30 protein-coding genes are annotated in these 25,437 nt (G+C 50.9%); 21 read left to right on the forward strand and 9 right to left on the reverse strand.

Annotated elements, in window-relative coordinates; genetic code table 11:
• Positions 1–14 precede the first annotated feature (14 nt).
• Complete coding sequence (locus J1836_RS14420; protein WP_207251851.1) at positions 15–689, reverse strand: ComF family protein; 675 nt, start codon at positions 687–689, stop codon at positions 15–17.
• On the reverse strand, positions 686–1,285 hold the full coding sequence (gene rrtA / locus J1836_RS14425; RefSeq protein ID WP_207251852.1) for a rhombosortase: 600 nt from the start codon (positions 1,283–1,285) through the stop codon (positions 686–688). The genes J1836_RS14420 and rrtA overlap by 4 nt, the downstream gene beginning before the upstream one ends.
• 55 nt (positions 1,286–1,340) lie before the next feature.
• Between rrtA and gspG the strand changes: the two genes are divergently transcribed.
• The 14 genes from gspG (at position 1,341) to J1836_RS14495 (ending at position 15,998) form a co-directional block, all read left to right on the forward strand.
• A complete protein-coding gene (gspG, locus tag J1836_RS14430) occupies positions 1,341–1,769 on the forward strand; it encodes a type II secretion system major pseudopilin GspG (RefSeq protein WP_207251853.1) in 429 nt (142 codons plus the stop codon).
• Positions 1,738–2,268 (forward strand): prepilin-type N-terminal cleavage/methylation domain-containing protein, encoded by a 531-nt coding sequence (locus tag J1836_RS14435; RefSeq protein WP_207251854.1) that lies wholly within the window; start codon positions 1,738–1,740, stop codon positions 2,266–2,268. Before gspG ends, J1836_RS14435 begins: the two co-directional genes overlap by 32 nt.
• The gene (gene gspI, locus J1836_RS14440) at positions 2,268–2,660 is read left to right on the forward strand and encodes a type II secretion system minor pseudopilin GspI (RefSeq protein WP_207251855.1); all 393 of its coding nucleotides are present in this window, start codon (positions 2,268–2,270) and stop codon (positions 2,658–2,660) included. The genes J1836_RS14435 and gspI overlap by 1 nt, the downstream gene beginning before the upstream one ends.
• Positions 2,657–3,268: a type II secretion system minor pseudopilin GspJ gene (gene gspJ / locus J1836_RS14445; protein WP_207251856.1), complete on the forward strand. Its 612-nt coding sequence runs from the start codon at positions 2,657–2,659 to the stop codon at positions 3,266–3,268. Before gspI ends, gspJ begins: the two co-directional genes overlap by 4 nt.
• A gap of 106 nt (positions 3,269–3,374) precedes the next feature.
• A complete protein-coding gene (locus tag J1836_RS14450) occupies positions 3,375–4,517 on the forward strand; it encodes an efflux RND transporter periplasmic adaptor subunit (RefSeq protein WP_207251857.1) in 1,143 nt (380 codons plus the stop codon).
• A 27-nt stretch (positions 4,518–4,544) separates the two neighbouring features.
• A complete protein-coding gene (locus J1836_RS14455; RefSeq protein ID WP_242632861.1) occupies positions 4,545–8,237 on the forward strand; it encodes an efflux RND transporter permease subunit in 3,693 nt (1,230 codons plus the stop codon).
• Positions 8,238–8,255: 18 nt separating this feature from the next.
• Positions 8,256–9,044: a hypothetical protein gene (locus tag J1836_RS14460; RefSeq protein ID WP_207251858.1), complete on the forward strand. Its 789-nt coding sequence runs from the start codon at positions 8,256–8,258 to the stop codon at positions 9,042–9,044.
• Between the two features lie 10 nt (positions 9,045–9,054).
• On the forward strand, positions 9,055–9,678 hold the full coding sequence (locus J1836_RS14465) for a nucleotide-binding protein (RefSeq protein WP_207251859.1): 624 nt from the start codon (positions 9,055–9,057) through the stop codon (positions 9,676–9,678).
• 40 nt (positions 9,679–9,718) lie between these two features.
• Positions 9,719–10,468 (forward strand): tetratricopeptide repeat protein, encoded by a 750-nt coding sequence (locus J1836_RS14470; RefSeq protein WP_207251860.1) that lies wholly within the window; start codon positions 9,719–9,721, stop codon positions 10,466–10,468.
• 214 nt (positions 10,469–10,682) lie between these two features.
• On the forward strand, positions 10,683–11,453 hold the full coding sequence (locus tag J1836_RS14475) for a methyl-accepting chemotaxis protein (RefSeq protein WP_207251861.1): 771 nt from the start codon (positions 10,683–10,685) through the stop codon (positions 11,451–11,453).
• A 2-nt stretch (positions 11,454–11,455) separates the two neighbouring features.
• Positions 11,456–12,898, forward strand: a complete 1,443-nt coding sequence (locus J1836_RS14480) for a dynamin family protein (protein ID WP_207251862.1) — start codon at positions 11,456–11,458, stop codon at positions 12,896–12,898.
• Positions 12,873–13,934: an FAD:protein FMN transferase gene (locus J1836_RS14485; RefSeq protein ID WP_242632862.1), complete on the forward strand. Its 1,062-nt coding sequence runs from the start codon at positions 12,873–12,875 to the stop codon at positions 13,932–13,934. Before J1836_RS14480 ends, J1836_RS14485 begins: the two co-directional genes overlap by 26 nt.
• Positions 13,935–14,166: 232 nt before the next feature.
• Positions 14,167–14,961 (forward strand): hypothetical protein, encoded by a 795-nt coding sequence (locus tag J1836_RS14490; protein ID WP_207251863.1) that lies wholly within the window; start codon positions 14,167–14,169, stop codon positions 14,959–14,961.
• 191 nt (positions 14,962–15,152) lie between these two features.
• The gene (locus J1836_RS14495) at positions 15,153–15,998 is read left to right on the forward strand and encodes an Lcl C-terminal domain-containing protein (RefSeq protein WP_207251864.1); all 846 of its coding nucleotides are present in this window, start codon (positions 15,153–15,155) and stop codon (positions 15,996–15,998) included.
• Here the strand turns inward: J1836_RS14495 and J1836_RS14500 are convergent.
• The 3 genes from J1836_RS14500 to J1836_RS14510 are packed head-to-tail and all read right to left on the reverse strand — an operon-like array spanning position 15,995 to position 18,767.
• Positions 15,995–16,258: a FeoC-like transcriptional regulator gene (locus tag J1836_RS14500; protein WP_207251865.1), complete on the reverse strand. Its 264-nt coding sequence runs from the start codon at positions 16,256–16,258 to the stop codon at positions 15,995–15,997. The genes J1836_RS14495 and J1836_RS14500 overlap by 4 nt on opposite strands.
• Positions 16,215–18,524, reverse strand: a complete 2,310-nt coding sequence (gene feoB, locus J1836_RS14505) for a Fe(2+) transporter permease subunit FeoB (RefSeq protein WP_207251866.1) — start codon at positions 18,522–18,524, stop codon at positions 16,215–16,217. The genes J1836_RS14500 and feoB overlap by 44 nt, the downstream gene beginning before the upstream one ends.
• A 3-nt stretch (positions 18,525–18,527) precedes the next feature.
• Complete coding sequence (locus J1836_RS14510) at positions 18,528–18,767, reverse strand: FeoA family protein (protein WP_207251867.1); 240 nt, start codon at positions 18,765–18,767, stop codon at positions 18,528–18,530.
• 206 nt (positions 18,768–18,973) lie between these two features.
• Here J1836_RS14510 and J1836_RS14515 point away from each other — a divergent pair, with 206 nt between their 5' ends.
• Both J1836_RS14515 and J1836_RS14520 read left to right on the forward strand, forming a co-directional pair.
• A complete protein-coding gene (locus J1836_RS14515) occupies positions 18,974–19,543 on the forward strand; it encodes a hypothetical protein (protein WP_207251868.1) in 570 nt (189 codons plus the stop codon).
• Between the two features lie 4 nt (positions 19,544–19,547).
• Positions 19,548–20,084 carry an rRNA large subunit pseudouridine synthase E gene (locus J1836_RS14520; protein WP_207251869.1) on the forward strand — a complete coding sequence of 179 codons (537 nt, stop codon included), beginning with the start codon at positions 19,548–19,550 and terminating at the stop codon, positions 20,082–20,084.
• On the opposite strand, the gene J1836_RS14525 is transcribed toward J1836_RS14520, so the two are convergent.
• From J1836_RS14525 to J1836_RS14535, 3 genes are all read right to left on the reverse strand, one after another.
• The gene (locus J1836_RS14525) at positions 20,055–20,381 is read right to left on the reverse strand and encodes a hypothetical protein (protein WP_207251870.1); all 327 of its coding nucleotides are present in this window, start codon (positions 20,379–20,381) and stop codon (positions 20,055–20,057) included. The genes J1836_RS14520 and J1836_RS14525 overlap by 30 nt on opposite strands.
• Before the next feature lie 86 nt (positions 20,382–20,467).
• The gene (locus J1836_RS14530; protein ID WP_207251871.1) at positions 20,468–20,680 is read right to left on the reverse strand and encodes a hypothetical protein; all 213 of its coding nucleotides are present in this window, start codon (positions 20,678–20,680) and stop codon (positions 20,468–20,470) included.
• Between the two features lie 247 nt (positions 20,681–20,927).
• A complete protein-coding gene (locus J1836_RS14535; protein WP_207251872.1) occupies positions 20,928–21,119 on the reverse strand; it encodes a hypothetical protein in 192 nt (63 codons plus the stop codon).
• 331 nt (positions 21,120–21,450) lie between these two features.
• Between J1836_RS14535 and J1836_RS14540 the strand changes: the two genes are divergently transcribed.
• Genes J1836_RS14540 through J1836_RS14550 form a run of 3 tightly spaced genes read left to right on the forward strand, consistent with a single transcriptional unit; the run spans position 21,451 to position 22,949 of the window.
• The gene (locus J1836_RS14540) at positions 21,451–21,810 is read left to right on the forward strand and encodes a PepSY domain-containing protein (protein WP_207251873.1); all 360 of its coding nucleotides are present in this window, start codon (positions 21,451–21,453) and stop codon (positions 21,808–21,810) included.
• A gap of 6 nt (positions 21,811–21,816) precedes the next feature.
• On the forward strand, positions 21,817–22,404 hold the full coding sequence (locus J1836_RS14545; protein WP_207251874.1) for a cytochrome b/b6 domain-containing protein: 588 nt from the start codon (positions 21,817–21,819) through the stop codon (positions 22,402–22,404).
• 2 nt (positions 22,405–22,406) lie between these two features.
• Positions 22,407–22,949 (forward strand): cytochrome b, encoded by a 543-nt coding sequence (locus tag J1836_RS14550; RefSeq protein WP_207251875.1) that lies wholly within the window; start codon positions 22,407–22,409, stop codon positions 22,947–22,949.
• 8 nt (positions 22,950–22,957) lie between these two features.
• Here J1836_RS14550 and J1836_RS14555 read toward each other — a convergent pair whose 3' ends face one another.
• On the reverse strand, positions 22,958–23,494 hold the full coding sequence (locus J1836_RS14555) for a helix-turn-helix transcriptional regulator (RefSeq protein WP_207251876.1): 537 nt from the start codon (positions 23,492–23,494) through the stop codon (positions 22,958–22,960).
• A 94-nt stretch (positions 23,495–23,588) separates the two neighbouring features.
• Between J1836_RS14555 and J1836_RS14560 the strand changes: the two genes are divergently transcribed.
• Together J1836_RS14560 and J1836_RS14565 are read left to right on the forward strand one after the other, a co-directional pair.
• On the forward strand, positions 23,589–24,428 hold the full coding sequence (locus J1836_RS14560; RefSeq protein WP_207251877.1) for a DUF6502 family protein: 840 nt from the start codon (positions 23,589–23,591) through the stop codon (positions 24,426–24,428).
• Between the two features lie 2 nt (positions 24,429–24,430).
• Positions 24,431–25,399: a DUF5666 domain-containing protein gene (locus J1836_RS14565; protein ID WP_207251878.1), complete on the forward strand. Its 969-nt coding sequence runs from the start codon at positions 24,431–24,433 to the stop codon at positions 25,397–25,399.
• Positions 25,400–25,437: the final 38 nt, after the last annotated feature.

Here is a 25,437-nt window from a genome sequence, read left to right on the forward strand (position 1 = left end):
CTTCCAGGTTTATGTCAAGAATGTTTAATGGTAGTCGATTTGAGGGTGCGAGCGCACGACCAAATTTCCACGGAATCTACGCCATTGGCAAGCAATAATCCTGACAATTCCCGCGTCGTTGCTCCGGTGGTGATGACATCATCGAAGATAGCAACGTGTTTATACGGCAGCGGCGCGTGGATGCGAAAAGCCTGTTGTAAGTTGTGTTGACGTTGCTCTGCATCCAACTCGGTTTGCGGCAAGGTGAATTTGTCGCGCTGCACAGGGTGTGTGAGCAGCGGAATGCCTAAGTGTTTTGCCAGTGGGCGAGCAAGCTCCAGTGCTTGATTAAAGCCGCGTTTGTGTAAGCGTGCGGTGTGCAGCGGTACGGGGAGGAGCGCATCCGGTACTTGGGTGAGTTGCGGCAAGATGCCTGTTGCGGTTAATGTGCCTAAGGTTGCTAATTCGCGTAGGTTTTTACCGAACTTTATCCCCAGCAGCAGATTGCTGATCGGTGCTTGATAGGCAAACGCGCTGATACTGGTGGGGCAATCCGGCAAGGCTGGCACTCCTCCAACATCTAGCCACGGCAAGTCAGTATGGCATGGCTCGCACAGCGGATACCCTTGCATACGCGGCAATCCACAAAAAGCGCAATCCGGGTTGAGGTGATGCTGGAACATGTGCCAGAGTGTCGCGAACTTGTTCATGTCCGCTGCCAATGGGCACGTAGTGCTGGAATACTCAGCAAAATACCCCCCATCATGCCGTACAGGTGCGCGGCGTAAATGACGGGTGCTTCGATGAATGCGGCGGATGGCGATGCGCCACCTTGTGCCCAATCCAACAGCGTTTTACCGCCAATGCCGACGAGAAACACCGTTGCGATCAGCCAATCGCCTTGCAGCAATAAACGGATGCCACTGAGAATAAATAAGCCGTACAAAATCCCTGAAAACCCCATGTACCAGATAACGCCCGTGCTCATGAACCACAGTCCAGTACCCACGCAGGTAGCCAGCCAGCCGATCTGCAATAATTGGATATGTTTACGCTCAGGTGAGGGGGCGATGAATACCAACAACCACAGCCCCGCCAAATTGAGTAACAAATGCCAATGATTGGTGTGGACGACGTTACCTGTCCACAGCCGCCAGACTTCACCTGCACCGATCAAGTAACGCTGATATAATAATTGATCATGAAAAAATTGTAATAATGGCAGCAACACCGTGAAAACGATGGCGATGACGCAGGTATTGGTACATTTGCCGTGTAGGGCGTTGGATTCTCTAGTGTGCAACATGCCGGACAGTATGCCAGAATCATTGGCATGAAATCTTGTTTAGAGGACAAAGTGCATGGATAGGTATAAGACGGCATTGCGCCAGTCGCGGCAGGCAGGTTTTTCCTTAACGGAATTGATGATCGTGATTGTGATCATCGGCATTCTGTTGGGGTTAGTGTTCAGCAATCTGAATGTGATGGGTGATGCCCAAAACCTCAAGGCTAAAAAAGAAGTCGGTGACTTGAAAATTAAGCTGGAAATGTACCGCGCCGATAATGGCACATTCCCTGCCTCTGGTGCATTGACGGCGTTGACCACGAATCCGGGGAATGCCCCGCGCTGGCGTCAATACATGAAAGCCTTGCCGAAAGATCCGTGGGGCAATGACTACCGTTACCTGAATCCGGGTGCGCACGGTGGCGAAATTGACATCTATAGCCTTGGCCCTGACAAGCGCGAAGGTACGCCGGATGATGTCGGTAGCTGGCAGTTGGAGCAATAAGGTGCGGGTGCAGCGGGGATTTTCCTTGCTGGAAATGATGATCGTCATTATGGTGATCGGCATCTTGTATTCGTTGGCAGGTTCGATGTTGAACCTGTCGCTTTCCGACCCACTCAACGATGAAGTGGAACGTCTGCGTGAGCGGGTACGCTTGGTGCAAGATGAAAGTTTGGTGCGTTCGCAAGCCTTGGCATTGGGATTTGGTGAGAGTGGTTACACGTTCTTCGTCCAAAATGATCAGCTTCAGTGGGAAGCTATTGAGAAAGACGCGCTGTTGAAGGCGTATGCGTGGGTGGGGCAGTTCAAACCCGTGCTGTATTTGCAGGGGCAGGGGGTGAGCTTGCCGAAGAATGCGGATGCGCGTCCGCAAGTGTTTATTTTGCCTACAGGTGAGATGATGCCGTTTGAATGGCATTTGCAGGATAAAGACGGGCGTGATGGCATGGTCAGATTCGACAACGTGGGGCGTGTTGTTGATGTTGCCTCGGAGGCGGAGTAATGCCGCGTCAGCACGGGTTTAACTTAATCGAAATCATGTTTGCATTGCTCTTGCTGGGCTTGGTGATCACGGTGAGCGTGGAAACCAGCAGCGGCGATTTTGCAAGTTACAACCGCATGAAAGACACCACGTTGGCACGATGGGTGGCGTTTAACCAGCTTGCCGTGGTGCAAACCAGCAAAGGGTTTCCTGCCACGGGCAAAGCGGATGGCAAGGCGGAGATGGGGGATTTGGCGTGGCAATGGCAGCAGGAAGTGCTGGCAACCCCCGACCCTGATTTACGCAAAGTGAAAGTCAGCGTGTTTCGCGAGGGGAGGCCGACCGAAGCCTTGGCAGTGGAAGTGGCGTATGTGGCAAACCCTCAAGCCAAGCAACGGAGTCTGGCGCAATGAAGCAAGCGCGTGGTTTTACGCTGGTGGAGTTGATGATTTCTTTGGCGATCTTTGCGCTGCTGCTCACGTTGTCGTACCAGTCAGTCAATTTGCTGTTGGATGCCGGGCGGCAAGTGGCTGAGCCGCAAGCTGAATTGCAGCAATTGCAACGTGCTGTGCTCTTGATAGAGCGTGATATGCGGCAACTGGCAGTATTGCGTCCGATGAATACGAGCGTGGGGCAACGCGAAAACAATAGCATTAGCCAGTCGGAAACCTTGGGGGTATTGCTGGAGTTTACGCGGGGCGGCAACCCTGATGTGGCATGGCAAAATCGTGAGTCTGGGCTGATGCGCAGTGGCTTACAGCGTGTTCGTTACGTGCTGGAAGACGGCAAGTTACTGCGGCAAACGTGGAATTTGGTGGATCATCTGGATACCGATGCACCCGTTTCGCTCGTATTATTGGACGGGGTGGAGGGCGAACCGCAGTTTCGTTTTCTGGCAGCACGCGGCGGTGAATTTAAAGATGACTTGCCGAAAGAGCGGGCAACGCTGATCGCAGTAGAATTTTCATTGAAGCACCGCCGCTTTGGTGAGGTTACGCGCATTTTTACGGTATATTTATAAGGGATTGCTAATATTCGCCAGTGATCGACTGGAATTTAAGGGATTTAAACGATATAGTTCTGCCACGCCTTTCAGGCTATGCCGCTTCGAGGAAAACTGTACACCGATGAGTATAAGAAAAAATACACTGAGGTCGACGCTACTGCTGTTAAGCATTGGCTGGCTGTCTGCTGCGCATTCTGCGGAGATTATACGCGTTGAAGCTGTCGACTCGTTGTCAAGTTCCGTATTGGGAAGTACCGTTATCCCCTATAAAGAAGTCACCTTATCAGCACAAATTTCGGGGGCGGTTAAGTTTGTGGCGGGGGAGGCGGGGGCGGCTTTTAAGCAAGGTGACGTGATTATTCAAGTTGATGAAGCGCAATTATTAGCAAAACGCAACGCGATTTTGGCACAGCTTTCGATGGCGCAAGCCTCCGTACAAAATTCCCAAGCGCAATACACCCGCGAGCTGGTGTCCCCCCGTAGCAAAGATATTGGTGCAATGCCCGGTTTTGGTTTGCCTGCCATGTTTGATATGACGATGGTGCGTCCGTTTGCCGATTCGATGATGGGCAACTATGACTCGGATATGGGGCGTTACAGTGATTTGATGAGCAGTGCTACCGGTGTGTCACAGGCGCAGAGCACCGTGCAGCAAGCCATGTCGCAGCTACAGGAAATTGATGCCGCCTTGCGCGATGCGAAGTCGGTTGCCCCTTTCGAGGGCATTGTGCTAGAAAAAATGGTAGAGGTGGGTGATACTGTTCAACCTGGTCAACCATTAATTAAGTATGGTTACGTCAAGTACAAACGCTTACAGGCGGACGTGCCGTCTGGCTTAGTGAATAATTTGAGTGAAGGCATGGTTGTACCGGCCAAAATTGACAGTAACACCACCACGATGGTGAAAATCTCGCAAATTTATCCCGTGGCTGATCCCAGTCGGCATACGGTGACAGTGAAATTTGATCTGCCGGTGGATGCTGTTGCCGCGCCGGGGATGTATGCTGAAGTGTATTTGCCGGAAACCAAAAAAGTTGGCGCGAAAACAGTCGTCATCCCGAAAACGGCATTGCTGCGTGGGCGTAGCTTACCCAGCGTCTTGGTTGTGAATAATAATAATACCTCTGAATTGCGCCTGATAAGACTGGGTGCTGATCAAGAGGAAAATAAAGTGGAAGTGGTCTCCGGTTTGACGGATGACGAGCGCATCATTGATGCGCCACCTGCCACTGCAACATCCGGTTGGATGCCCGATGCAAAATAAAATGATTGCCCGCTAGGAATGTAAGTAATGATAAATGACTCACCGCAACATGCTGCCCATCACTCTCAACATAATCTGGGGATGGCTGGTTCGATGGCGAAAGCCTTTATTACGTCACCGCTGTCGCTGCTGTTGCTGCTAGCGTTTTTCGCGGTGGGCGTATTAGGGATGTGGGTCACACCACGTCAGGAAGACCCGCAAATTTCCGTGCCGATGGTGGATATTTTTGTACGCTACCCCGGTGCATCCGCGCAAGAAGTGGAAAATCTGATCTCCCGCCCGCTCGAAAGCATTATGTCCGAGATGACGGGCGTGGATCATGTGTATTCCTATTCTGCCCGTGAACAGTCGATGGTGACGGTGCAATTCATCGTTGGGCAAGAGCTAGAACAATCCCTAGTCAAACTCTATGACAAATTAGCCTCCAATAAAGACAAAATGCCTATCGGCGTGCCCGAACCGCTGGTAAAGCCGAAAGGGGCGGATGATGTGCCATTGGTGGCATTTACCTTGTGGTCGAATGCTGTGGATGATGCCAACTTGCGTTTGGTCGGCTTGGATGTGTTGCAAAGCCTGCGCGAAGTCGAAAACACCAGCCAGAGCTTCATCGTGGATGGTCGCCACGAAGAGTTAAAAGTGGAAATCTTGCCAGAACGTTTGGCGACGTTCGGGGTGTCCTTGGAGCAAGTCGCGAATGCTGTTCGCATGGCGAATTCCCAACGCAATACCGGATCGGTTGAGCCAGATCAGCGCGTGTTTCGCGTGTACAGCGGTGCTTTCCTGAGTTCCGCCGAAGACGTAAAACGCTTGATGGTGGCGGTTATTGAGGGTCGCCCCGTCTACGTGCGTGACATTGCCACCGTGACCGAAGAGCCTAGCGATGCGGGGCGTTCCGTGGGTTTCTATACCGGTGTCGCAGGTAATAGCCCTGAGAAAGCGGATAATGCGGCGGCCGTTACCGTGGCGATTGCGAAAAAACACGGCACAAACGGTGTGGATGTCGCGAATGCCGTGTTGGCGAAGCTGGAAACACTAAAGGGACGTATTATTCCCGATAATGTCCATGTGAATATTGCCCGTGACTACGGTGCAACCGCGAAAGCGAAAGTGAACGAGCTGATCTTCAAATTGTTCGTGGCAACGGGCATTGTGACGGTCTTGGTGTGGTTTTTCCTCGGCTTACGCGCAGCGGGCGTGGTATTGATCGTCATCCCAGCGGTTATTACCACCACGGTATTTGCGGCGTGGCTGATGGGTATGACCATTGACCGCGTGAGTTTGTTTGCCTTGATTTTCTCCATCGGGATTCTGGTGGATGATGCCATTGTGGTGGTGGAAAACATTTATCGGCGTTGGTTGTTGATTGAAAGTACTGACGTGGAAACGGCTGTTGATGCGGTGCGCGAAGTGGGCAATCCGACCATTTTGGCGACAGGAACGGTTATCGCGGCGTTACTGCCGATGGGCTTTGTGAGTGGCATGATGGGCCCTTACATGCTGCCGATTCCAGTACTGGGTTCGGTGGCTATGGTGATTTCCTTGTTTGCGGCGTTTGCGTTTACGCCGTGGTTAACTAACCGTTTTAAGCCTTCGATGAAAAGTTTGCGCGAGGCGGCTGACAAAGAACACAAACAAGCTGCCCGTATGGAAAAGCTGTTCCGTGGCTTGATTGTGCCGTTGGTGAGCAATAAGAAAAAAGGCTATACCTTTTTGTTTGGGATCATTGTGGTCTTCTTTGCGTTCATGTTGTTGTTCTACCCGATGAAAGCGGTGCGGGTCAAAATGTTGCCGCTGGATAATAAGCCAGAATTCAATGTGGTACTGAATATGCCGGAAGGCACAGCGCTGCCCGTTACTGCGAATTTGCTGCATAGCATGGCAAGTAAGCTGAAAGACATTCCTGAAGTCACGGCGTTGCAAACCTACACAGGTACAGCGTCACCGTTTAACTTTAACGGTTTGGTGCGTCATTACTACTTGCGTCAGCAACCGTGGCAGGCAGATATTCAGGTGCAACTGACGGATAAGCATGACCGTAAACGCACCAGTCACCAGATTGCGGTGGAAGCCCGTGCCTTGCTACAACCGTTACTGAAAGAGACGGGCGGCAAGTTGCAAGTGGTGGAAATGCCACCCGGCCCGCCGGTATTGCAATCGGTCGTGGCGGAAATTTATGGCCCCGATGCGAACACGCGCCGTCAAGTGGCAGCGGATATGACCAAGCTGTTCGAGCAAGCCGAAAACTTGGATGACGTGGATAATTTGATGGAGCAAGACCATGACATCCTGCGTTTCATCGTGGATTCCGACAAAGCCCAGCGCAATGGCATTACTGCTGAAGACGTGAATCGCACTTTGGAAATGGCGATGGGCGGTTTTATCTTGGGTGACATCAAGAAAAATGCTTTGATTGACCCCACACGCATTGTGATGCAAGTGCCGTTAAGTGCGCGTTCGCAAATTTACCGTTTATCGCAGTTGCCCGTGACCAATCATGTGGGGCAGTTCGTGCCTTTGCATGAATTAGGGACATTTGTATTCGATAAACAAGACAAACCTATCTACCGAAAAGATTTGCGTGCTGTAGAATACGTCACGGCGGAAACGGTTGGGCGTTTGGCTGCCCCGGTATACGGGCAAGGTCAAGTGGAAAGCTTGCTGGCGGCGGCGAATAATGGTCAAGGTTACGTTACACCTGACGGCACGCGTTTGCTGGATGATGCGTATTGGCTGAAATCACCACAAGGTGTCGAAGGTAAATCCGCGTTTGAATGGGGCGGTGAATGGACGGTGACGTGGGAAACGTTCCGCGATATGGGGATTGCGTTTGCGGCGGCACTGGTATTGATCTACATGCTGATTGTGGCGCAATTTGGTAACTTTACCTTGCCTGCGATTATTATGGCGCCGATTCCGCTGACCTTGATTGGGATTGTGCCGGGGCATTGGTTAATGGATGCCGAATTTACCGCAACATCCATGATCGGTTTCATTGCATTGGCGGGGATTATCGTGCGAAATTCCATCTTGTTGGTGGATTTTGCCCGTGAAGCTGTATTAAGCGGCGAAACGGTGCTGGAAGCGGTGATTCGTTCATGTGAAGCACGGACACGCCCCATTATTATCACCGCTCTGGCATTGTTTGGTGGTTCGATGGTGATTTTGTCTGACCCCATTTTCCAAGGGATGGCGGTATCGCTGATCTTTGGTGGTGCGGTTGCAACCTTACTGACCTTGTTGATTATTCCCTTGGGTTGTATCAGCGCGGGTCAATCACTAGGTGGCATACCGGGTGGCGGCAACAGTGGTGGTTCAGCCGGTGCTGGGGCATCTGTCGCGGGTGCAACGGGCACGACTACTTCAAGTAATGGTCTGGGGACGGTTGCTAAGTATGTAGGTTTATACAGTGTATCCTTGCTGACCAGTATCCTTGCTGGGGTAATGGGTTTGTTTGCGGCGCTGCGTAACGTATTGCGCAAGCGTAAAGTACGTGATGCAGAAAAGCAGCAAGCACAACGTCAGCAAGCGAAGTTACAGGCAGCAGCATCCGTTGCTAAAGTGGTTGCCGCTGCTACGGACGATACGCCGTTGCAAGCTGAGCCAGCGCAACCTGAGCCGTCACAACACGATAACGCTATGTCCCCCGGTTCTGGGGATACCCAAGAGCGGAAAAAACCCTCTGCCGGTAGACGGGGCATAAAACTTAAAACGGATATTTAATCTGGAAGGAAGACTAGCATGAGTTTATTTAATAAAAAGCAACTGGCGACTGCCGTAGCAACCTCTGCTGCTGTGGTACTGTTGAGTGCTAATGTTTGGGCTGAAGAAGCGAATTTACCGCCACCGCCGCCGGGTCCTTTCGTGATTCAAGGTGCGGATCAGGCTGCAACACCAATGGCTGAACCAGAAGCCCCCGCTACACCAGTGGCTGCACCAGAAGCTCCGGCCACACCCGTCGCTGCTGCTGCGCCCACCGCACCTACACAGCCCGTTGCGCCGGAAGTGCCTACTGCGCCTGCTGCTCCAACCGCTGCTGAAGCGAAAGCACCAGAAGTAGTGACGATGCCCGCCGCTGCTGAAGCGAAAGCGCCAGAAGCACCTGCCGCACCTGCTGCCCCAGTTGCTGCTGCTGAAGTGAAAGCGCCAGAAGCACCGGCTGCACCCGCAGCTCCGGCTGGTATGACAGCAAGCACGGAAGCTGCACCTGCTGGTGTACCGGTCGTACCTGTTGCGCCAGAACAACCCGCAGCACCGGCTGTTCCTGCTAAGCCAGAAGTACCAGCTGCACCTGCACAACCCAGCGTATCTGAAGCTCAAGCAGCTCTCGCTGCTGCGCCGCCAGTTATGCCACAGCCACCGGCTGGTTACTACTACCTCTACGCTATTCCGATGCCACAAGGTCAAGCGGGTGGGGCAGTCATGCCGCCAGCTCAAGCAGTGGTGCCGTCAGTGCAAGGTCAAGCCATGCCGATGCCGCAAGGTGATGCCGCCATGCCAGCTCCGCCTCAGCCACCTGTGCAGCAATAGTGAGTCGTTGATGATTACGCTGATTGGCAACCTCAAAGGTGGAACTGGCAAAAGCACCATAACGTTTAATCTGGCGTTATGGGTGGCAACGCGTCACAACAAGCATGTGGTGGTGTATGACCTTGACCCACAGGCGACCACGGCGGATGCTTTTGGTATTCGTCAGGAAGAAGGTTTTTTGCCTGCGATTGTACCGATAACCTCGGTGGCGGATTTAGGTGCTGAAAACGGTCAATCGGAAGTGTTGGTCGACATGGGGCTGGCAGACTTAGCAGCGATGGAAGCGTCTATCCGCAAAGCGGATCGGATTGTTGTACCGGTTGCACCGAGTCAGGCGGATATTTGGTCGACACAACGTTTCCTGAAAATGGTTGAGGAAATACGCGGTGGTCGAGCGGTTGAAATCCTTGGGATTATCAATCGTGCCGATACCCATCATGCTGTGCGCGAAACAGCAGAAGCAGCCGAAGCGATGCAGATATTGCCCGGCATTAAATTGCTAGCGCCGCGCTTGTATATGCGCACTACTTATCGCCGTTCTTTCAGTGAAGGTCTGGCGGTGTTTGAGATGGAGCCGCGTTCCAAAGCAGCGTTGGAAATGGATGCATTGGGACGTGCCTTGTATCCGGTCTAAACATTATTTTTAATAAATCTGGGGTTTTAAGGAGATTCAGATGCATATTTTACGTTGGTTAATGAAACATCCCATTATGCTGGCTTGGTTGCTGGCTATCGTTGCTATCTTGCTGAACTTTGGTATTGGCGGTAAGCCAGCGGAGCACGGTGGCAAAGAAATGGCTGCGAAGCCAGAACAGACGCACGTTGCACCTAAGGTAGATGCTGGTCATGCGGCTGCCCAACAACACGTTGCGCCCGCTGAAGTCGCTGCTGTTGCCCCACCGGCTGAACAATCAGTGGCTGCCCAACAGCAGGTTCAAGCCGCTGTTGCTGCACAAGCTACCGCGCCTACGGAAGCCGCTGCTGCACAACCTGCACCAGCGGCGACAATGGTTAAAGCTGTTGAAGTTCCTGCTGCTGCCCCTGTTCAAGCTGCCGAAGCACCATCCGCTGCTGCGCCTGCAACACCTGTTCAAGCTGCGCCTGTTCAGCAAGCATCCGCGAATGCACCGGCTGATTTGTTGCGTGCGGCACGCGAAGCCTATTGGGCGAACGAGTTAGATCGTGCTGTAGGTCTTTACACCGATTTGCTCAAGCAAACGCCAGACTCCCTTGATTACAAAGGTGAGTTGGCGAACGTGTATTGGAAGCAAGGGAATGCAGAACAAGCTTCAACGTTGTTTGCAGACGTTGCCCCTAAGCTAGCCGCGCAAGGTCGCACGACTGAAGCATTAAACATGAAGTTGTATGTGGATATGGTCAACCCTGAGTTGGCAAAGCAAATTGATGCTGCTCTGAAAAAATAAATCTGGCAGTATGGAAAAGTAGTGAGGCAGGTCAGGGTTTTCGGTAATGCTGACCTGCCACTACCCCTTATAAAAACGAAAATACGATAGACCAAAGGATGTTCGGGAGATAAATGATGAAAAACGCATTTGGATAGCGCGTGCTACGCATTCACAGTAGCCGTTGGGTCGTTTAGGGAGAGACGCGACATGACGGACAATCAGGAGCCACAGTATGATAACGACCGAAAAACCCGTAGGGGTCAATGACATTGAACATGAGTTGCACGATGTCGAGCATGAGTTACAAGACTTTGAGGAGCGTCAAGTCACGATAACTCGCACGTTACAGATGATTGTTTACCCCGCAATGGTAGCGTTCATTATTCTTTCGGCTTATGGTTTTTATCTGGTTCAATCCTTAACCACCGATGTGCATACCTTGACACAAACCATCGCCGACATGAATAAAACGGTGGATACTAACATGGGGCGGATGGCCAATAATTTTGATGTCATGACGGGGCAAATGACGACAATGACCAGCTCTGTCGGCGTGATGACGCATAATATCGTCGATATGAATGGCAGTACCCAAGACATGGCTGGCAATATGAAGCAAATGGATGCTTCGACACAGAATATGGCGGTTTCCACGTATAATATGCAGCGTGATATGTGGAGCATGAATAAAAACATCTCTGGTCCAATGAAAATGTTTAATAAATTCAATCCATTCGGTAGTGATACCACGTCGCCTTACGTTGTTCCCCCACCTGCTGCTACAACACCTTACTATAATTACTACACGATGCCACAAAGTGGTGCTGCCGTTGCACAGACACCTCAGCAAGGACAACCTATTATACCTACGCCTGCTGTGCCGTCGCCTGAGGTTGCTGTGCCACCCCTTCAGCAGCCAACGGGTGCGGAAACGGCCAAAGACGGGCACAGTTCTGTGATAAAGGAAGGCGACAAGTTTGTTGCCATGACGATTAAAGGATAGATATGACACCAGCCAAGCGAATGGAGCAACGCCTTAAGCGGTTGCAGGAGCATCTCAAACGCGAAAATCCGGTATTGGTTGATGCCGTGAATCAGTACCGTGATCTGGATGCTATAGCCCAAAAACTGGGTTTGCTTGGGGCTGGTGAATCTTACGCGACGCAGATTTCGTGGTGGCCGATGATTTCGGTGCTGGGAACGTTTTCGGCAGGTAAGTCGAGTTTTATCAATACATTCTTGGGTTTGGATTTACAGCGTACTGGTAATCAAGCTGTCGATGACCGTTTTACCGTTATCACTTATAGCCCAGATGGACAGGTACGCACTTTGCCCGGTTTGGCTTTGGATGGCGACCCACGCTTTCCGTTTTACCAAATCAGTGAAGACATTGAACATGTTTCCAAAGGGGAAGGGGCGAAAATTGATAACTACCTGCAAATGAAGGTAGCACCGAGTGAGCAAGTACGCGGCAAGATTCTGATCGACTCACCGGGGTTCGATGCGGATGAACAGCGTAAAGCGACCCTGAAAATTACCGATCACATTATCGAATTGTCGGACTTGGTATTGGTGTTTTTTGATGCACGGCATCCTGAACCGGGGGCGATGCAAGATACCTTGGAGCATTTGGTGAAAGGCTCGTTGCGTCGTAATGATGGCAGTAAATTCCTGTTTATTCTGAATCAAATTGATACTTCCGCCCGCGAAGATAATCTCGAAGACATTGTGTCCTCTTGGCAAAAAGCGTTGGTGCAACAGGGTTTGTCGGCGGGCAGTTTCCATATTCTGTTCAACGATAAACTGGCTGTGCCAGTGCCGAATGAAAGCGTGTGGGCGCGTTATGTTGCCAAACGTGATGCTGATTATCAGCGCATTATGGCGCGAATCAATGGTGTCAATACTGAACGTGTGTACCGCATTGTCGGTGCGATGGAATCACAAGCAAACCAGATTGAGCAGCAAGCCATTCCCCGTTTGCGTGAAGCCCTGCAACGTTGGAAAAAGCAGGTGTTAATCGCCGATGTATTGGCGTTTGGTTTGTTAGGCATTGTGTTGCTTGCCATGAGCATTGAGTTTGGCTACTGGGAAGGTTTATTGTTCAACCCGCCGTGGTTAGCCTCGTTGGCGGGAAATATCTGGGCAACGGGTGCAGTCATGGCGATGTTAGCCGTATTGATTATTAGTTTGCACTTTTTAATCCGCAACCGTTTAGCCAAGCGTGTGGCAGCAAGCTTGAGTAGAGCAGAATCGTTTGGCAATTTGTCCGCCGCTTTTTTGAAGAGTACACCGTTCTGGCGGAGTATTTTCCAAGCAACACCGGCAGGTTGGGGTAGGAAAACACGGCGTCGTTTAGACATGATTCGTCATGCTACCGACCGCTTTGTACAATATTTGAATGACCGCTTTACCAGTCCCTCCGGTGAAAAACCTAAGTCTGCTTCATAGCCTGTACCGTACCGCACTCGCTTTCGGGATGCTGTTGTGCGTGTGCTGCGTTGGGTTGACTGCCTGTAGCCAGCCTGACCCTGTGTGGCGTTTGGAGGGAATGCAGGGCACTGCATTGTGGCATGTCACGGTGAATAGACCACCTGCTACTTTGAGTGAAGCGCAACTTCAGGCAGGGCTAAACAATGCCTTTGCCGAGACGAATCAATTGATTGGCTCGTGGGAGCCAACCTCCACGATTTCCCAATTTAACCGTTACAGCGGTATGGATTGGTTTAGTGTTTCCCCGAAACTTGCCAAACTGGTTGAGCTAACTTTGCACATCAGCCAGCAAAGCGCGGGCAGTTATGACGTGACGCTCGCACCCCTGCTGCAATTGTGGGGGTTTGGCTCACACGACTCGGCAAAAGAACGTATTCCCACTCAAGCCGAGATTGCGCTTACCCGTGCAAAGGTGGGCTATCAGAAACTTCAGGTACGTCTTGATCCGCCTGCTTTGCGCAAATCCCAGCCAGATCTTCACCTTGAGTTAGCTTCGGTTGCCGATGGCTTTGCAGCAGATCAAGCAGGCTTATACTTGGAGTCGCTCGGTATTCACGATTACATGGTGGAAATTGCTGGTGAAGTACGTACCCGTGGGATCAGTCCACGCGGTGATGCGTGGCGAATTGCCATTGAAAAACCGCAGGAAGAAGCGGGGCGCATGGTGCAACAAGGGGTATCGTTACGGAAGGCGGGTTTGGCGACATCGGGTGATTACCGCAATTTTTTTGTGAAAGGAGGGCAGCGCTATTCACATACCTTTGACCCCACCACAGGTTCGCCCGTTACCCATAATCTTGCATCCGCTTCTGTGCTTGCCGAGGAGACGACCGTAGCAGATGCTTATGCTACGTTATTCATGGTGTTAGGTGAGGAAAAAGCAAAAGCGTTTGCTGAAACGCATGGCATTCATGCCTATTTTATCTGGCGAACCGATGATGGTTTCAAAACCTTCGCGACCACAGGCTTTAGTGAAGCATTTATAAACAATTAGACGCAGTATTTAGAATATTAATAATTTTTAATATATTAATATTCTAAATAAGAAATAGTTAGATTAATTTTTGTCCTGTGATTAATGGCCTGTTTTAACTGTGAAAAATCACCGCTTGTCGTGGTTGTCGTGAAAATATGCCGTCGATTTTTCTGGTCTGTGCTATAACCTTTTTTAGCCTGAGTCATTATGGCTAAAATTTCTTTGTTTAGGATATATTAGGATAATAGCTATGTCAGACATTTTCGCTCCCAAAGAAATCCCCGTCATTAAAACAAGCGGCCTCGTTCTGGCCATGGTGTTGTGTGCTTCCCTGTTAAGTGCTTGCGATTGCGATGGTGATTGCAACACTAGCACGGCTACCAGTGCAGTCAGTACAACAACGACCCCTGCCGTCGTAGCACCTACCCCGACACCGACGACACCAGTAGTCACACCCACGCCAACAACACCCGTTGCGGCAAGATGCGCCGATGCGCGTTTCTGCAAATATGACAGCACAGGTACGATGCTAGACGATTCAGCAACAGCATGGTCATGCGTTCAAGACAAACTGCTGGGTAACTTCTGGGAAGTGAAAACCGATGATGCAGGGGTGCGTGACAAAGATTGGACTTATACCAAAGCGGCGGCTGGTGTGGGTGCTTGTGGTGGGACAGTTGCCGCTTGTAGTGCTGCGGCTTATGCAACTGCGGTGAATGCAGGCACACGCCCGTGTGGTCCAACCAGAACGTGTGCACTTCCTAGCCATGCTGAGTTAATTTACTTGGCATTGCCATCGGAAGCTTTCCCGCAGCCAGATGGTAATGCGAAAAGAACCACGGTTACACGGAGTTACGCACCTAATCCTACGTTCTTCCCAGAAGCTGTTCCCGATGCATTCTATTTCAACTCCACTGATGCAAGGCAGGTAAATTATACCGCAGTCATTCCTACTGGTGCTGCGTTTAATAATCTGTCCGATGAGGGTATGGCGCCAGCGGCTACCGACGATATGGCAGGGCATATTCGCTTAATTTGTAAGTAAGCGGATGGTCTAGATGGGGGAGAGTGGAGAAATCCCTCTTTCCTGTCCTTGGTCTGTTAGCCAGTTATCATAAAAATTATTGCGTCTGGATTAAAAAAACTGTCTTTTCTCTATCTTGTGCTATAAATATTATTGTTTCATGTAAAATGCAACTCATCAACTAATCAATTCTATAGGGCAGGATTATGACTATGCTAACAACAACTCAATCCCCAGTTGGGCAAAATCAAAGCAATTTGACCGTATTCGGTAAAAGTGGTCTGTATTTGGCAGTCGCACTCTCCGCTGCATTGTTGACAGCGTGTGGTGGCGGTGGTAGTTCCACGACGACTGTTGACACAACGACACCAACGACGACGACTCCGACTACAACAACGCCAACCACAACCACACCGACGACGACTACACCAACCACAACGACTCCGACCGCCAGAACATTCACGTCGATGGATGCGAATGGTGGTGATATTACCGCAGGTATCGAAGAGGTTGCTTGCGTGAAAGACTCTTCCACTGGTAAAACGTGGGAAGTCAAAACCAACGCGGCTGATGTAACAAAATCGGACTTTCGTGACCGTGACTACGGTTATTTCTGGCAAGATGGCGCTACGACAGGTGTGCAAGGTTACGCAGCCGGTGCGGCGGATACTTCAAATGCCACAGCAGCAACGCCTTGCTCAGGTGTGGGTACAGCGTTGACACGTTGTGATACAGGTTCTTACATTAAAGCAGTCAATACGGCAAAGTTGTGTGGATTCACGACTGGCTGGCGTTTGCCGACATCCGATGAGCTGATTGGTTTGGTGGATAAAACCCGTACGGCAGCACCGTACATTTACCCAGCATTTATCAATACGTCGTCGGATGCTGACAATGGTGGTCCATTCGTGCGTTCTTATTGGTCATCTACACAGCCAGCGGGTGAAACCAATAATCGCCTCGCGGTTAGTTTTTCTAATAAAGATGATACTGGGCGTGCAAAGAGCCACACGATGGGCAATATGATCAATGACTATCTTATGTTAGTGCATGATTAAGGCTTGAGTGGAAACCAGTGAAGTGGCATCTCGCGCTTCACCCATGCATAGTGTGTGGCGGTCTTTGTGCCGCCACAACTATTTCCGCCACAGCCACTTGCACCGCAATTTGCCGCTTGTTCGCGCACCTTGCCTTTGCGTAGCCAATAGTTGAGCGCAAACCGTGCCGTATCCGGCGTAATATCGAAATGTGTTGCCACATCCGTCAAGCTGGCACTACCGCGCTGTTGCAGGTAGTCGCGAATTTCTCCCAACATCATGCTGCTGCCCTCCCGCTAGCGCAAAAGCATAAATGGCTGCCGTGAAACTTCCCAATACAATGACCGCCCACAAAACCGATGGCAACGGGTGTTGGTGGATGGTGGCGAGTTGATAGAATAAGATTGCAGCGCCATAGCCTAAGCCGGTACTCCACGCCACGCCCAGACTTGCCCAGCGTGCGCCGACTTCGCGGTACATCGCGCCTGTCGCGGCTACGCAAGGGAAATACATTAAGATAAACAGCAAGTAAGCAAATGCGCCGATTTTGCCATCAAAATACTGGTTCATGGCGCTGAACGTGGCATTGCTGACATCCTGTTGTTCATCAATCGCCCCGAAACCCAGCGGGTCGCTGATATGACTCAGGGCATCACCAAGATTAGCCGGGATAGTGGCTAGCGCCTCCTGTAAGCCTGTGCTAACACTGAATGGTGTGTTGCTTGTTGCTGCAACGGTTGGTGGGGTTGTACCCATCTGGCTGTATAATGCATCCAATGTGCCGACCACGACTTCTTTCGCCAACAAGCCACTGACAATACCCACTGTGGCAGGCCAGTTGTCTTGCTCAATGCCCATTGGTGCAAACACCGGCGTGACCACTTTGGCAGCGGCACTTAACACCGATTTTTCGGTATTTTGATTGCCGAAACTGCCATCCGTCCCCAAGCTGTTAACAACGTTAATCACCATCACCACGGCGACAATGAGCTTGCCAGCCCCAACGATGAAGCCGCGCAATTTGTTCCACGTATTGATGAGGATATTGCGCACACCGGGCAGTTGGTAGGTCGGCATTTCCATCACGAAATGATCCGCGCCGCCTTGCAACAAAGTTTTGCGCATGATTAAGCCGGTGAGAATCGCAAAGCCAATCCCAATCAAATACAGCAGGAAGACAATGTTCTGACCGCCCGATTGGAAAAAGGCAGCGGCAAACAGCGCATACACCGCCAGTCGTGCGCCGCATGACATGAACGGTGCCATCAGCACGGTAATAATGCGTTCCCGCTGGCTATCCAAGGTACGCGTTGCCATGATGGCGGGAACATTGCAGCCGAAACCGACAATCAGCGGCACAAAGGCTTTGCCCGATACGCCGAGTTTGCGCATGAACTGATCCATCACGAAGGCAGCGCGTGACATATAGCCGGATTCTTCCAGCAACGTCAGGAATAAATACAGCGCGGCAATGATGGGGATAAAGGTTGCCACGACTTGCAAACCGCCACCTAAACCATCTGCCAACAGCGTGATTAACCATTCGGGCGCACTGAAACCGCTGAGCAAATGCCGCGTGCCATCGACGGCGACGGTTTGCACGGCAATGTCGAAGAAGTCAATGAATGCCCCGCCAAGGTTGATACTGAACAGAAACAGTAAGTACATCATCACCAAAAAGATAGGTATACCTGTCCAACTGCCCAATACCCAGCGGTCGAGCTTGTCGGAAAGGGTACGGCTGATTTTGCCGCGTTCGTGCGTGACACCACGGGCAATGCGGGTCGCCAGATCAAAACGCGCATCTGCCAACAGGAAATCGAATTCTTCGTGCGTGTCGGCTTCAATTTGCTGGTGCAAGGCGGCAAGCGTGGGTTCGCTTTGGCAGGTTTGCAGGGCAAACAGCGCATCGGTACGGTTAATGTCGTCGGTTTGCACGTTGCGCAGCGCTTGTTCGACGCTGGCGTGATAGGGAATCTCAAAGTGCTTTGCCGCTTCTGCGGGGATGTAGTGGCAAATCGCATGATGAACCGTTTGCAAATCCTTGTCTTTACGCAGCGAGATGGGTAACACGGGGCAGCCGAGGCGTTCTTGTAAAGCGGCAATATCCACTTTCATGCCGTGTTGTTCCGCCACATCCATCATATTCAGCAAGACGATAATGGGGACATTGAGTTCACGCAATTGCAGTGTCAGATACAAACCGCGTTCTAGCGTGCTGGCATCCACAATATTGAGGTACAGGTAATCGGGGTTTTGCTGCACAAAGTCACGGGCAACGCGTTCATCTGCCGAGGTATCGCTAAAATCAAGGGAATACGTGCCGGGTAAATCCACCACATGCAGGTCTTCATTAAGTAAGCGGCATTGACCTTCCTTGCGTTCCACCGTGACACCCGGCCAGTTGCCGGTGCGTTGGCGTGCGCCTGTCAGCAGGTTGAACAGGGTGGTTTTGCCTGCGTTGGGGTTGCCTAACAGGGCAATTTTACGGTGCAACAATACGGTGGGGCAGCGTTTAGTGTTAGTGTTACAACATTCTTTTGCCACGGGTTACTCCTGCACCTGAACCATGATATGGGCGGTGATGGTGCGTCCTAGGCTAATACGGTTATTACCGTTACCCAGCACGATGTCGCCATTGCGGTTACGTAAGATTTCAATACGTGAACCTGTGCCGATACCCATGCCTAATAGGCGGATACGGGTAGCATTGTCAGTTTGCACCGCATGGATATGACCGAAAAGGTGTTCCGCTAAGCTAGAAAGGGGTTGGGCATTGGCTAAACTCATGAGCTGGCTACCTGCATATGAAAATGATTCTCAAATTTATATGACCTGCTGTTAATATTCAAGTTCCACTGAACATTTTATTGAATAGGCGGTCATAACCGTTGATACCGGCGTCGACAACCGTGTATCAAGTCGTGGACTCCTCCGACAATCTTCCTCCCCGTGAGCGGGGAGGTATTTTTCCACCACAGTTTATGAGGGCTACTGTGAAATTAACCCATTACTGTTTTTCAGCGTTGCTCCTATTCGCCGTGGCGGGTTGTGATCGGCTGGAACAAGATATGCTATCCGCACCGGATGACACCACGCTTGACCGTTACGGGCTGGATACGCTCAAACTCGGCGATAAACGCGCCGTCGCTGGTAAAGCATTAGATGCCTTGCTGATAAAGCCGTTGCAATGCACAACGGGCAAAACGGGCTTAGGCGACAAACGCAAAGCCTACGTGCTGGAAGAATGCAATGCCGTACCCGTCGCGGGTGAAGTGGGTGAGCTGTGGGGCGAAAAGCTGAGCTTCCTAAAAGCGGTGTACGTGGAAGATCAGTTATGCAGCGTCGAGTTGCAACTCAAAACCAGCGGCAATTACGAGGCGTTGTATGACACCCACGGCAAAAAAATCCTGAATTTGTTTGGCAAGCCGGATGAGGCTACCGCGAAAGGCGTGACGTGGCAGCGTGAAGACGATGAAGCTATCGTGAAGGATTTAGGGAATGGTAAGATTAGCGTTGAAATCCGCAACAAAAAAGTGATGCAGGCGTTACATCACAAAGGCTAATACCGTGCCCCGTATTCTGTTATTCAACAAACCGTTCGATGTGCTCTGCCAGTTTACCGATCAGGAAGGCAGGGCAACGCTTGCCGACTATATTGACGTCCCCGGTGTGTATACCGCTGGGCGTTTGGATCGCGACAGCGAGGGCTTGCTGTTACTGACCGACGATGGCGTCTTGCAACACCGCATTTCCGACCCCAAGCACAAAATGAGCAAAACCTATTGGGTGCAAGTGGAAGGCACGCCCACGGAAGCGGATGTCGAACCATTACGCCAAGGGGTCATGTTGAAAGATGGCATGACGCGTCCTGCTGGCGTGCGTTTAATCAGTGAGCCACCGCATTTGTGGGCGCGTAACCCGCCGATACGCGTGCGCCAAGCGATTCCTGATAGTTGGTTGGAAATCACCATTAGTGAAGGGCGGAATCGGCAAGTGCGCCGCATGACCGCCGCGATTGGTTTTCCGACCCTGCGACTGATTCGTTATCGGATTGGATCATGGACGTTGGATGGTTTAACCAGCGGGGGATGGCGGCGCGTTTAAGGCGTGCTGGCGTAGGTAGCTTTCGATACAACGTAACATCTCCTGTTCCAGCGTTGCTCTATCCGTTACCCGTAAATAAGCACTGATAAACGAGACTACCCGTTGCGCGAGGTGGTGCGGGTTGTCACGGGGGGCGATGACGGCAGCGAAAAGATCTTGATCATTTTCCAGAAAACGGCACACCAACATGTGAAATGAGGCGTGGCTTTCATTGCCAACGTGCATGGCGAGGCTACGGGTGTGTTTACTGATGACCACAAACTTTGCCTGCGCCATGCTAATGATTGGATTTTCCATTGTGTGCTCCTATATCCGAGTGGATTCTTATATTTTTCATCGTGGAGCTGAGCATAGTCGTGTTTGATACGAATGTACAAATCGCTTTAAGACGCTTTTTCGTTCGTAGAATCGCACTTCACTTCTTTTTGCGTGCCATCTTCAAAATGCAGGCGGCACATGGTTGTGTCGAGCTGCTCGTTTTTGATAATGATCGGAATCGCTTTAGCAGCGCTGGCGGTGACTGCGGTTGTGTTGGTATCAGCGCTGGCAACGGAAGAAGCCATTAATAATGCCGCAGAAAGAATAAATTTAAACATGACGCAAACCCCTTTAACTATTAATGATGCCCCGCAGTCATGATTAATTATTAATGCTGGCTGCTTGAAAGTTATTATGGATTTTTTAATGTGTAAAATCCGTGATAGAAAACACATTTTACAAGAATTTTTTAAAAGGGGTTAAGTGGGTTTTGCAGAGGGCTAAAAAAGCGTTACCCGCCTCACCATGGTGACTCATGGTGGGCGGGTAAAAGTCAGAGTGAACGATTGAACAAAAATGATTTACTTAGTGGCAGGTGACATCTTTAGTGCTGGCGTCTTCAAAATGCAGGCGGCACAAACCGGGTGCAACGGCTTCATTTTGAACGATGACTTGCAGACCTTTGCTTGCAGCAGGTGCAGATGTCAGTTGATCAGAGCTTGCCACAGCCGCGAAAACAGTCAGGGACAAAGTGAGTGTTACGATAAATTTTAACATGGCGGTAGCTCCTGCTTAGGGGTCAATCTGGCAATCTGATTCGGTTGTTGGGTTGCACTGAGTGCATGGGAGGCATTATGCGTGGTTGACACGGCTTTATCTGTGATTGCTAACACATTTTTGCAAATTTTAATGCGCAGAAATAGTTGAAAATTACAGCAGGATTTCAGTAGATAACACTATCCGGCAAATGTCGGGTGGGAGATTTGTCTAAGCCTGCACGGCGCTATTCCGGCATTTCTCCGATGGTGCGTTGGTGGTTGGGTGAGGCATGATGCACTCCAGTTGGGTAATGAACCTGATCTTTTTTAATTCGATGGAGTATTGAATCATGTTGAAACAAGTAAGCCTTGCAACCGTTATGTTGCTGACCGCGCTGACGGCACAAACCGCGTTTGCTGCTGCGGATTGCCCTGCTAACCCTAAAGACAAGTGGTTGTCTGAATTGGACATGCAGAAGAAAATTGTTAATGACTACGGTTGGGTTATCTACAAATTCAAGACCGATGGCGAATGCTACGAAGTCTATGGCATGGCACCGAAAGAAGACGCGAAACCAGCGGCTGAAGCTGATAAAGCCGCTACTGCTCCGGCTGTCGCTGCTGCTCCGGCTGCTGCCCCAGAAATGGGTAAAGTAGAAGCCTACTTCAATACCGCAACTGGCGAAGTCGTCAAAAAAGAAATGGATTAACTCCCCATGAAAAACAGCACGCATGAAATCGTTGTTTGGGATGTATTTGTTCGGCTGTTCCACTGGTCTGTCGCCACGTTGTTCCTGCTGGATTTCTGGGTGCTGGAAGCCGGTGATCCGCCGCATAACTGGTCGGGTTACGCCATCGGCTTCTTACTGCTGGGACGGGTAGTGTGGGGCTTTACTGGCAACCACAATGCCCGTTTCAGCAGCTTCTTTCCAACGCCTGCCCGTATTCGCCAACACCTTGCCGAGATGCGTAGCGGAACGGTTGATCCCGCAGAAGGGCACAACCCGTTAGGCGGCGCAATGGTGCTGTTTTTAATGTCGATGCTCGCTGCTGTGGTGATAACCGGTTGGCTATTGACGTGGGATCAGTTCTGGGGCGAAGGCTGGCTGGAAGATCTGCATGAGCTGTTTGCGACCATTACGATGTGGGCAGTGGTTGTGCATGTGAGTGCGGTTGTCGTGATGGGTAATGTGCTGGGTATTCAGCTCATTCGCGCCATGATTACTGGCAAACGCAGTCGCCAGAATGGTGGTAAGCAGGGGAATAACCTTGGCACTGATGCCTCACTGAAACAAGGAAAATGAACATGTACGACACAACATCCCGTTATAAACCTTTCCCGATTGCGCTGCATTGGTTGACTCTTTTGTTACTGATTGCGGTGTATGCCTGTATTGAACTGCGTGAGCTATACCCTAAAGGCAGTGACCCACGCAATGCCCTGAAAAGCTGGCACTTCATGCTGGGGTTGACGGTGTTTGGCGTGACATCGCTGCGTCTGGCGATACGTTGGATGAACCCACCACCTGCTAAAGAAGCCTCTATTCAACCTTGGCAACGGTTGTTCTCCAGTTTGACCCATGCTGCGTTGTATGCTTTGTTGTTGGCAATGCCGATACTGGGGTGGGCAATACTCAGTGGCGAAGGTAAAGCCGTTATTTGGTTTGGTTTAGAATTACCGGCATTGATTGCGCCCAATGAAGGATTAGTCGAACTGTTGGAAGAAATTCACGTAACGGCGGGGACAATGGGTTATTTCCTGATTGGGTTACACGCACTAGCGGGTCTGTATCATCACTACATTCAGCGCGATAACACCTTATTGCGGATGTTACCTGCTCGCGGTTAAACTCAGGTTTAGCCTAGAAAATCTTCAAAGAACCAGGCGGCAAATTCGTGTCGCCCGTTCAAACCAGACTTGCGGTAGATGGCAGTCGCCTGCTGCCGCACCGTTTTTTCCTTGGTATCACGCACCGTGGCGATTTCTTCAAAGCTCAAGCCTTTCAACAGTAACAAAGCCACGTCTTTTTCGCTTTGGGTTAGATCCCACGCGCTCAATTGTTCCTGAATAACTTCGCCGTATTGGCGGCTGGCTTTCTCCATTTTTTCAGCTATTTGGGTGTTCAAGGCGCTCAAGTCTTGGCGTGTGCTGAGAAGATCAGCACGGGTGCGATTCAGTTGGGAATGCAATTGTTCGGCTTCAGACTGACGTTGGTGAATTTCCTTGATCAAGAAACCAATCCCCGACAGTGCGAGCAGCATGGCACAGCCTTCAATGATGAGATCGGTTACATTGTGATTGTCTTCTTGTATTTCATGAAAAAAATCATACGTATAGGGCAGGGCGACGAGCAGTAATACCAATATTAGAAAGGTTTCTTTGGTGCGTGGCATGGCTTATTTCCTTATCAGGCAAATGTCTTATCGCTGAAGTTTAGCACTAATGCGGCTTTGACAGTCGCCAAATTTGGGACTAAATTCCCAAATTATGAACACTCATCTGAAACTCGCTTTTCTCCGCATAGTTAAACCCTTGGTGCGTATTCTGCACCGTAAGGGCGTTGCGGTTGGAGAATTGAATCAGATGTTCAAACAGATTTACGTGGAAGTGTCCGAAGAGGCGTTGCTTGCCACGGGGGAACGCCCTACCACCTCAAGGATTGCGATTGCGACGGGGTTGACACGTAAAGAGGTGGCACAGTTACGCCTAATCGGGGCTGACGGTGGGCATGTCCCAACCCCTAGCTATAACCGGGGAGCGCGAGTGATGACGGGCTGGTTACATGATACTGAATTCCTGAATGCAGTAGGGCAGCCTGCTAACTTACCGCTGCAAGGGGAAAAAGGGAGTTTTGCCGCGTTGGTGAGTCGTTACAGTGGGGATATGCCGTACCGTGCCATGTTTCAGGAAATGGAACGGGTCGGGGCGGTACAACTGGATGCGTGCGGGCAAGCGCAACTCATGGGGGCGGGTTACATTCCCCATGCGGATGAGGCGGAAAAACTGTCTATTTTAGGCACGGATGTGGCGGCGTTAATTCAGACAATCGACCATAACGTGCTCACCCAAGAACGTAGCCAGTTGTATTTTCAGCGCAAGGTTTGTTACGACAATCTGCCGGAAGCCGCGTTGCCTGCGTTTAAGCAGATGGTCGGTCAAGAGGGCATGGACTTATTGATTAAGTTTAATGCGTGGCTTGCCACTCAAGATGGGGGCAGCCATCCACCGGCAGATGGTGTGGGACGAATGCGTGCAGGGGTGGGTATTTATTATTTCGAGGAAGCGGTTGCCGAGCAGCCAGAAGAGAGAATTGAGGATAGCCCATGAACATGAAAACGCTGTTGGCGCCGTTGTTGTCGGTTGTGTTGTTGGTTGCTTGTGTGGGGAGTGGTTCAACCCAGCTCGCTAACGGCGGTATTGGTGGCACGGGCATTGCCGCAGGCCCGATCACTGGCTTCGGTAGTATTTTTGTTAACGGCATTGAGTATGACATTGATAGTGCCAAGCTCACCCGTAATGGACACCCCGCTACAGGGCAAAATGAATACCGCATTGGCGAATACGTTGTGGTTAAGGGTACGATCAATGCGGATGGTTTGACCGGTACAGCAAACGAAGTGGCGTTCACGAATGAGCTGGAAGGTACGGTGACAGCGGTAACGCAGGATGGCATCCACATCGATATTATGGGACAGGTGATTCGGGTGAATGCGCTCACTGTCTTTCACGGCTTTAGCCAGCTTGCTGAACTCGGTGTGGATAATGTCGTGGAAGTGTCAGGGGTTCGGGATGGGCAAGATGTACTACTTGCCGCGAGTATTACCTTGAAAGCCCTGCGTTATGAGCCGGGAACAGCAACAGAGGTTAAAGGCTTCGTGCGGCAATTGGATACGCTCAATAAAACTTTTCAGATCGGTAATTTGACCGTTGATTACGCACAAGCACTCCAGAAAGATTTTGGAACGACAGCGCTTGCCAATGGTGAATACGTTGAAGCAAAAACACGGCAGGTTTTGCAAGGCAATCGCTTGCTGGCTTACGAAATTGAGCTGGAAAATGAATACGATCACTTCGAAACTGGTGCGGAGGTGGAGCTGGAAGGGGTGGTCACACGCTTTGTTTCCATCGCTGATTTCAGTGTGAATCGGCAAGCCGTGGTAACGACGGCGAGTACCGAGTTCGAGGATGGTGCTGCCAGTGCGTTGCGCTTGAACACATTGGTTGAGGTCGACGGGCAAATCAATGCGCAGGGCGTCTTGGTTGCGGAGGAAGTATCCGTCAAAGATTTTGGTTTCTAAAAAAATGCCTCGGTGTTACGAGCACTGAGGCATTTAAC

This window comes from Thiothrix fructosivorans (assembly GCF_017349355.1).
Taxonomy (GTDB): Bacteria; Pseudomonadota; Gammaproteobacteria; order Thiotrichales; family Thiotrichaceae; genus Thiothrix; species Thiothrix fructosivorans.

Excerpts from the sequence above, each read along its gene's own strand:
- J1836_RS14435 (WP_207251854.1), top strand. The coding sequence starts at position 1,738 with ATGATGTCGGTAGCTGGCAGTTGGAGCAATAAGGTGCGGGTGCAGCGG.
- J1836_RS14455 (WP_242632861.1), top strand. The coding sequence starts at position 4,545 with ATGATAAATGACTCACCGCAACATGCTGCCCATCACTCTCAACATAAT.
- J1836_RS14565 (WP_207251878.1), top strand. The coding sequence starts at position 24,431 with ATGAAAACGCTGTTGGCGCCGTTGTTGTCGGTTGTGTTGTTGGTTGCT.
- J1836_RS14500 (WP_207251865.1), bottom strand. The coding sequence starts at position 16,258 with ATGATGTTGGGAGAAATTCGCGACTACCTGCAACAGCGCGGTAGTGCC.
- J1836_RS14495 (WP_207251864.1), top strand. The coding sequence starts at position 15,153 with ATGCTAACAACAACTCAATCCCCAGTTGGGCAAAATCAAAGCAATTTG.
- J1836_RS14470 (WP_207251860.1), top strand. The coding sequence starts at position 9,719 with ATGCATATTTTACGTTGGTTAATGAAACATCCCATTATGCTGGCTTGG.
- J1836_RS14545 (WP_207251874.1), top strand. The coding sequence starts at position 21,817 with ATGAAAAACAGCACGCATGAAATCGTTGTTTGGGATGTATTTGTTCGG.
- J1836_RS14490 (WP_207251863.1), top strand. The coding sequence starts at position 14,167 with ATGTCAGACATTTTCGCTCCCAAAGAAATCCCCGTCATTAAAACAAGC.
- J1836_RS14450 (WP_207251857.1), top strand. The coding sequence starts at position 3,375 with ATGAGTATAAGAAAAAATACACTGAGGTCGACGCTACTGCTGTTAAGC.
- J1836_RS14420 (WP_207251851.1), bottom strand. The coding sequence starts at position 689 with ATGAACAAGTTCGCGACACTCTGGCACATGTTCCAGCATCACCTCAAC.
- J1836_RS14510 (WP_207251867.1), bottom strand. The coding sequence starts at position 18,767 with ATGAGTTTAGCCAATGCCCAACCCCTTTCTAGCTTAGCGGAACACCTT.
- gspI (WP_207251855.1), top strand. The coding sequence starts at position 2,268 with ATGCCGCGTCAGCACGGGTTTAACTTAATCGAAATCATGTTTGCATTG.
- J1836_RS14535 (WP_207251872.1), bottom strand. The coding sequence starts at position 21,119 with ATGTTAAAATTTATCGTAACACTCACTTTGTCCCTGACTGTTTTCGCG.
- J1836_RS14525 (WP_207251870.1), bottom strand. The coding sequence starts at position 20,381 with ATGGAAAATCCAATCATTAGCATGGCGCAGGCAAAGTTTGTGGTCATC.
- J1836_RS14460 (WP_207251858.1), top strand. The coding sequence starts at position 8,256 with ATGAGTTTATTTAATAAAAAGCAACTGGCGACTGCCGTAGCAACCTCT.
- J1836_RS14530 (WP_207251871.1), bottom strand. The coding sequence starts at position 20,680 with ATGTTTAAATTTATTCTTTCTGCGGCATTATTAATGGCTTCTTCCGTT.
- J1836_RS14540 (WP_207251873.1), top strand. The coding sequence starts at position 21,451 with ATGTTGAAACAAGTAAGCCTTGCAACCGTTATGTTGCTGACCGCGCTG.
- J1836_RS14480 (WP_207251862.1), top strand. The coding sequence starts at position 11,456 with ATGACACCAGCCAAGCGAATGGAGCAACGCCTTAAGCGGTTGCAGGAG.
- J1836_RS14465 (WP_207251859.1), top strand. The coding sequence starts at position 9,055 with ATGATTACGCTGATTGGCAACCTCAAAGGTGGAACTGGCAAAAGCACC.
- J1836_RS14550 (WP_207251875.1), top strand. The coding sequence starts at position 22,407 with ATGTACGACACAACATCCCGTTATAAACCTTTCCCGATTGCGCTGCAT.
- J1836_RS14475 (WP_207251861.1), top strand. The coding sequence starts at position 10,683 with ATGATAACGACCGAAAAACCCGTAGGGGTCAATGACATTGAACATGAG.
- gspJ (WP_207251856.1), top strand. The coding sequence starts at position 2,657 with ATGAAGCAAGCGCGTGGTTTTACGCTGGTGGAGTTGATGATTTCTTTG.
- rrtA (WP_207251852.1), bottom strand. The coding sequence starts at position 1,285 with ATGTTGCACACTAGAGAATCCAACGCCCTACACGGCAAATGTACCAAT.
- J1836_RS14555 (WP_207251876.1), bottom strand. The coding sequence starts at position 23,494 with ATGCCACGCACCAAAGAAACCTTTCTAATATTGGTATTACTGCTCGTC.
- J1836_RS14560 (WP_207251877.1), top strand. The coding sequence starts at position 23,589 with ATGAACACTCATCTGAAACTCGCTTTTCTCCGCATAGTTAAACCCTTG.
- gspG (WP_207251853.1), top strand. The coding sequence starts at position 1,341 with ATGGATAGGTATAAGACGGCATTGCGCCAGTCGCGGCAGGCAGGTTTT.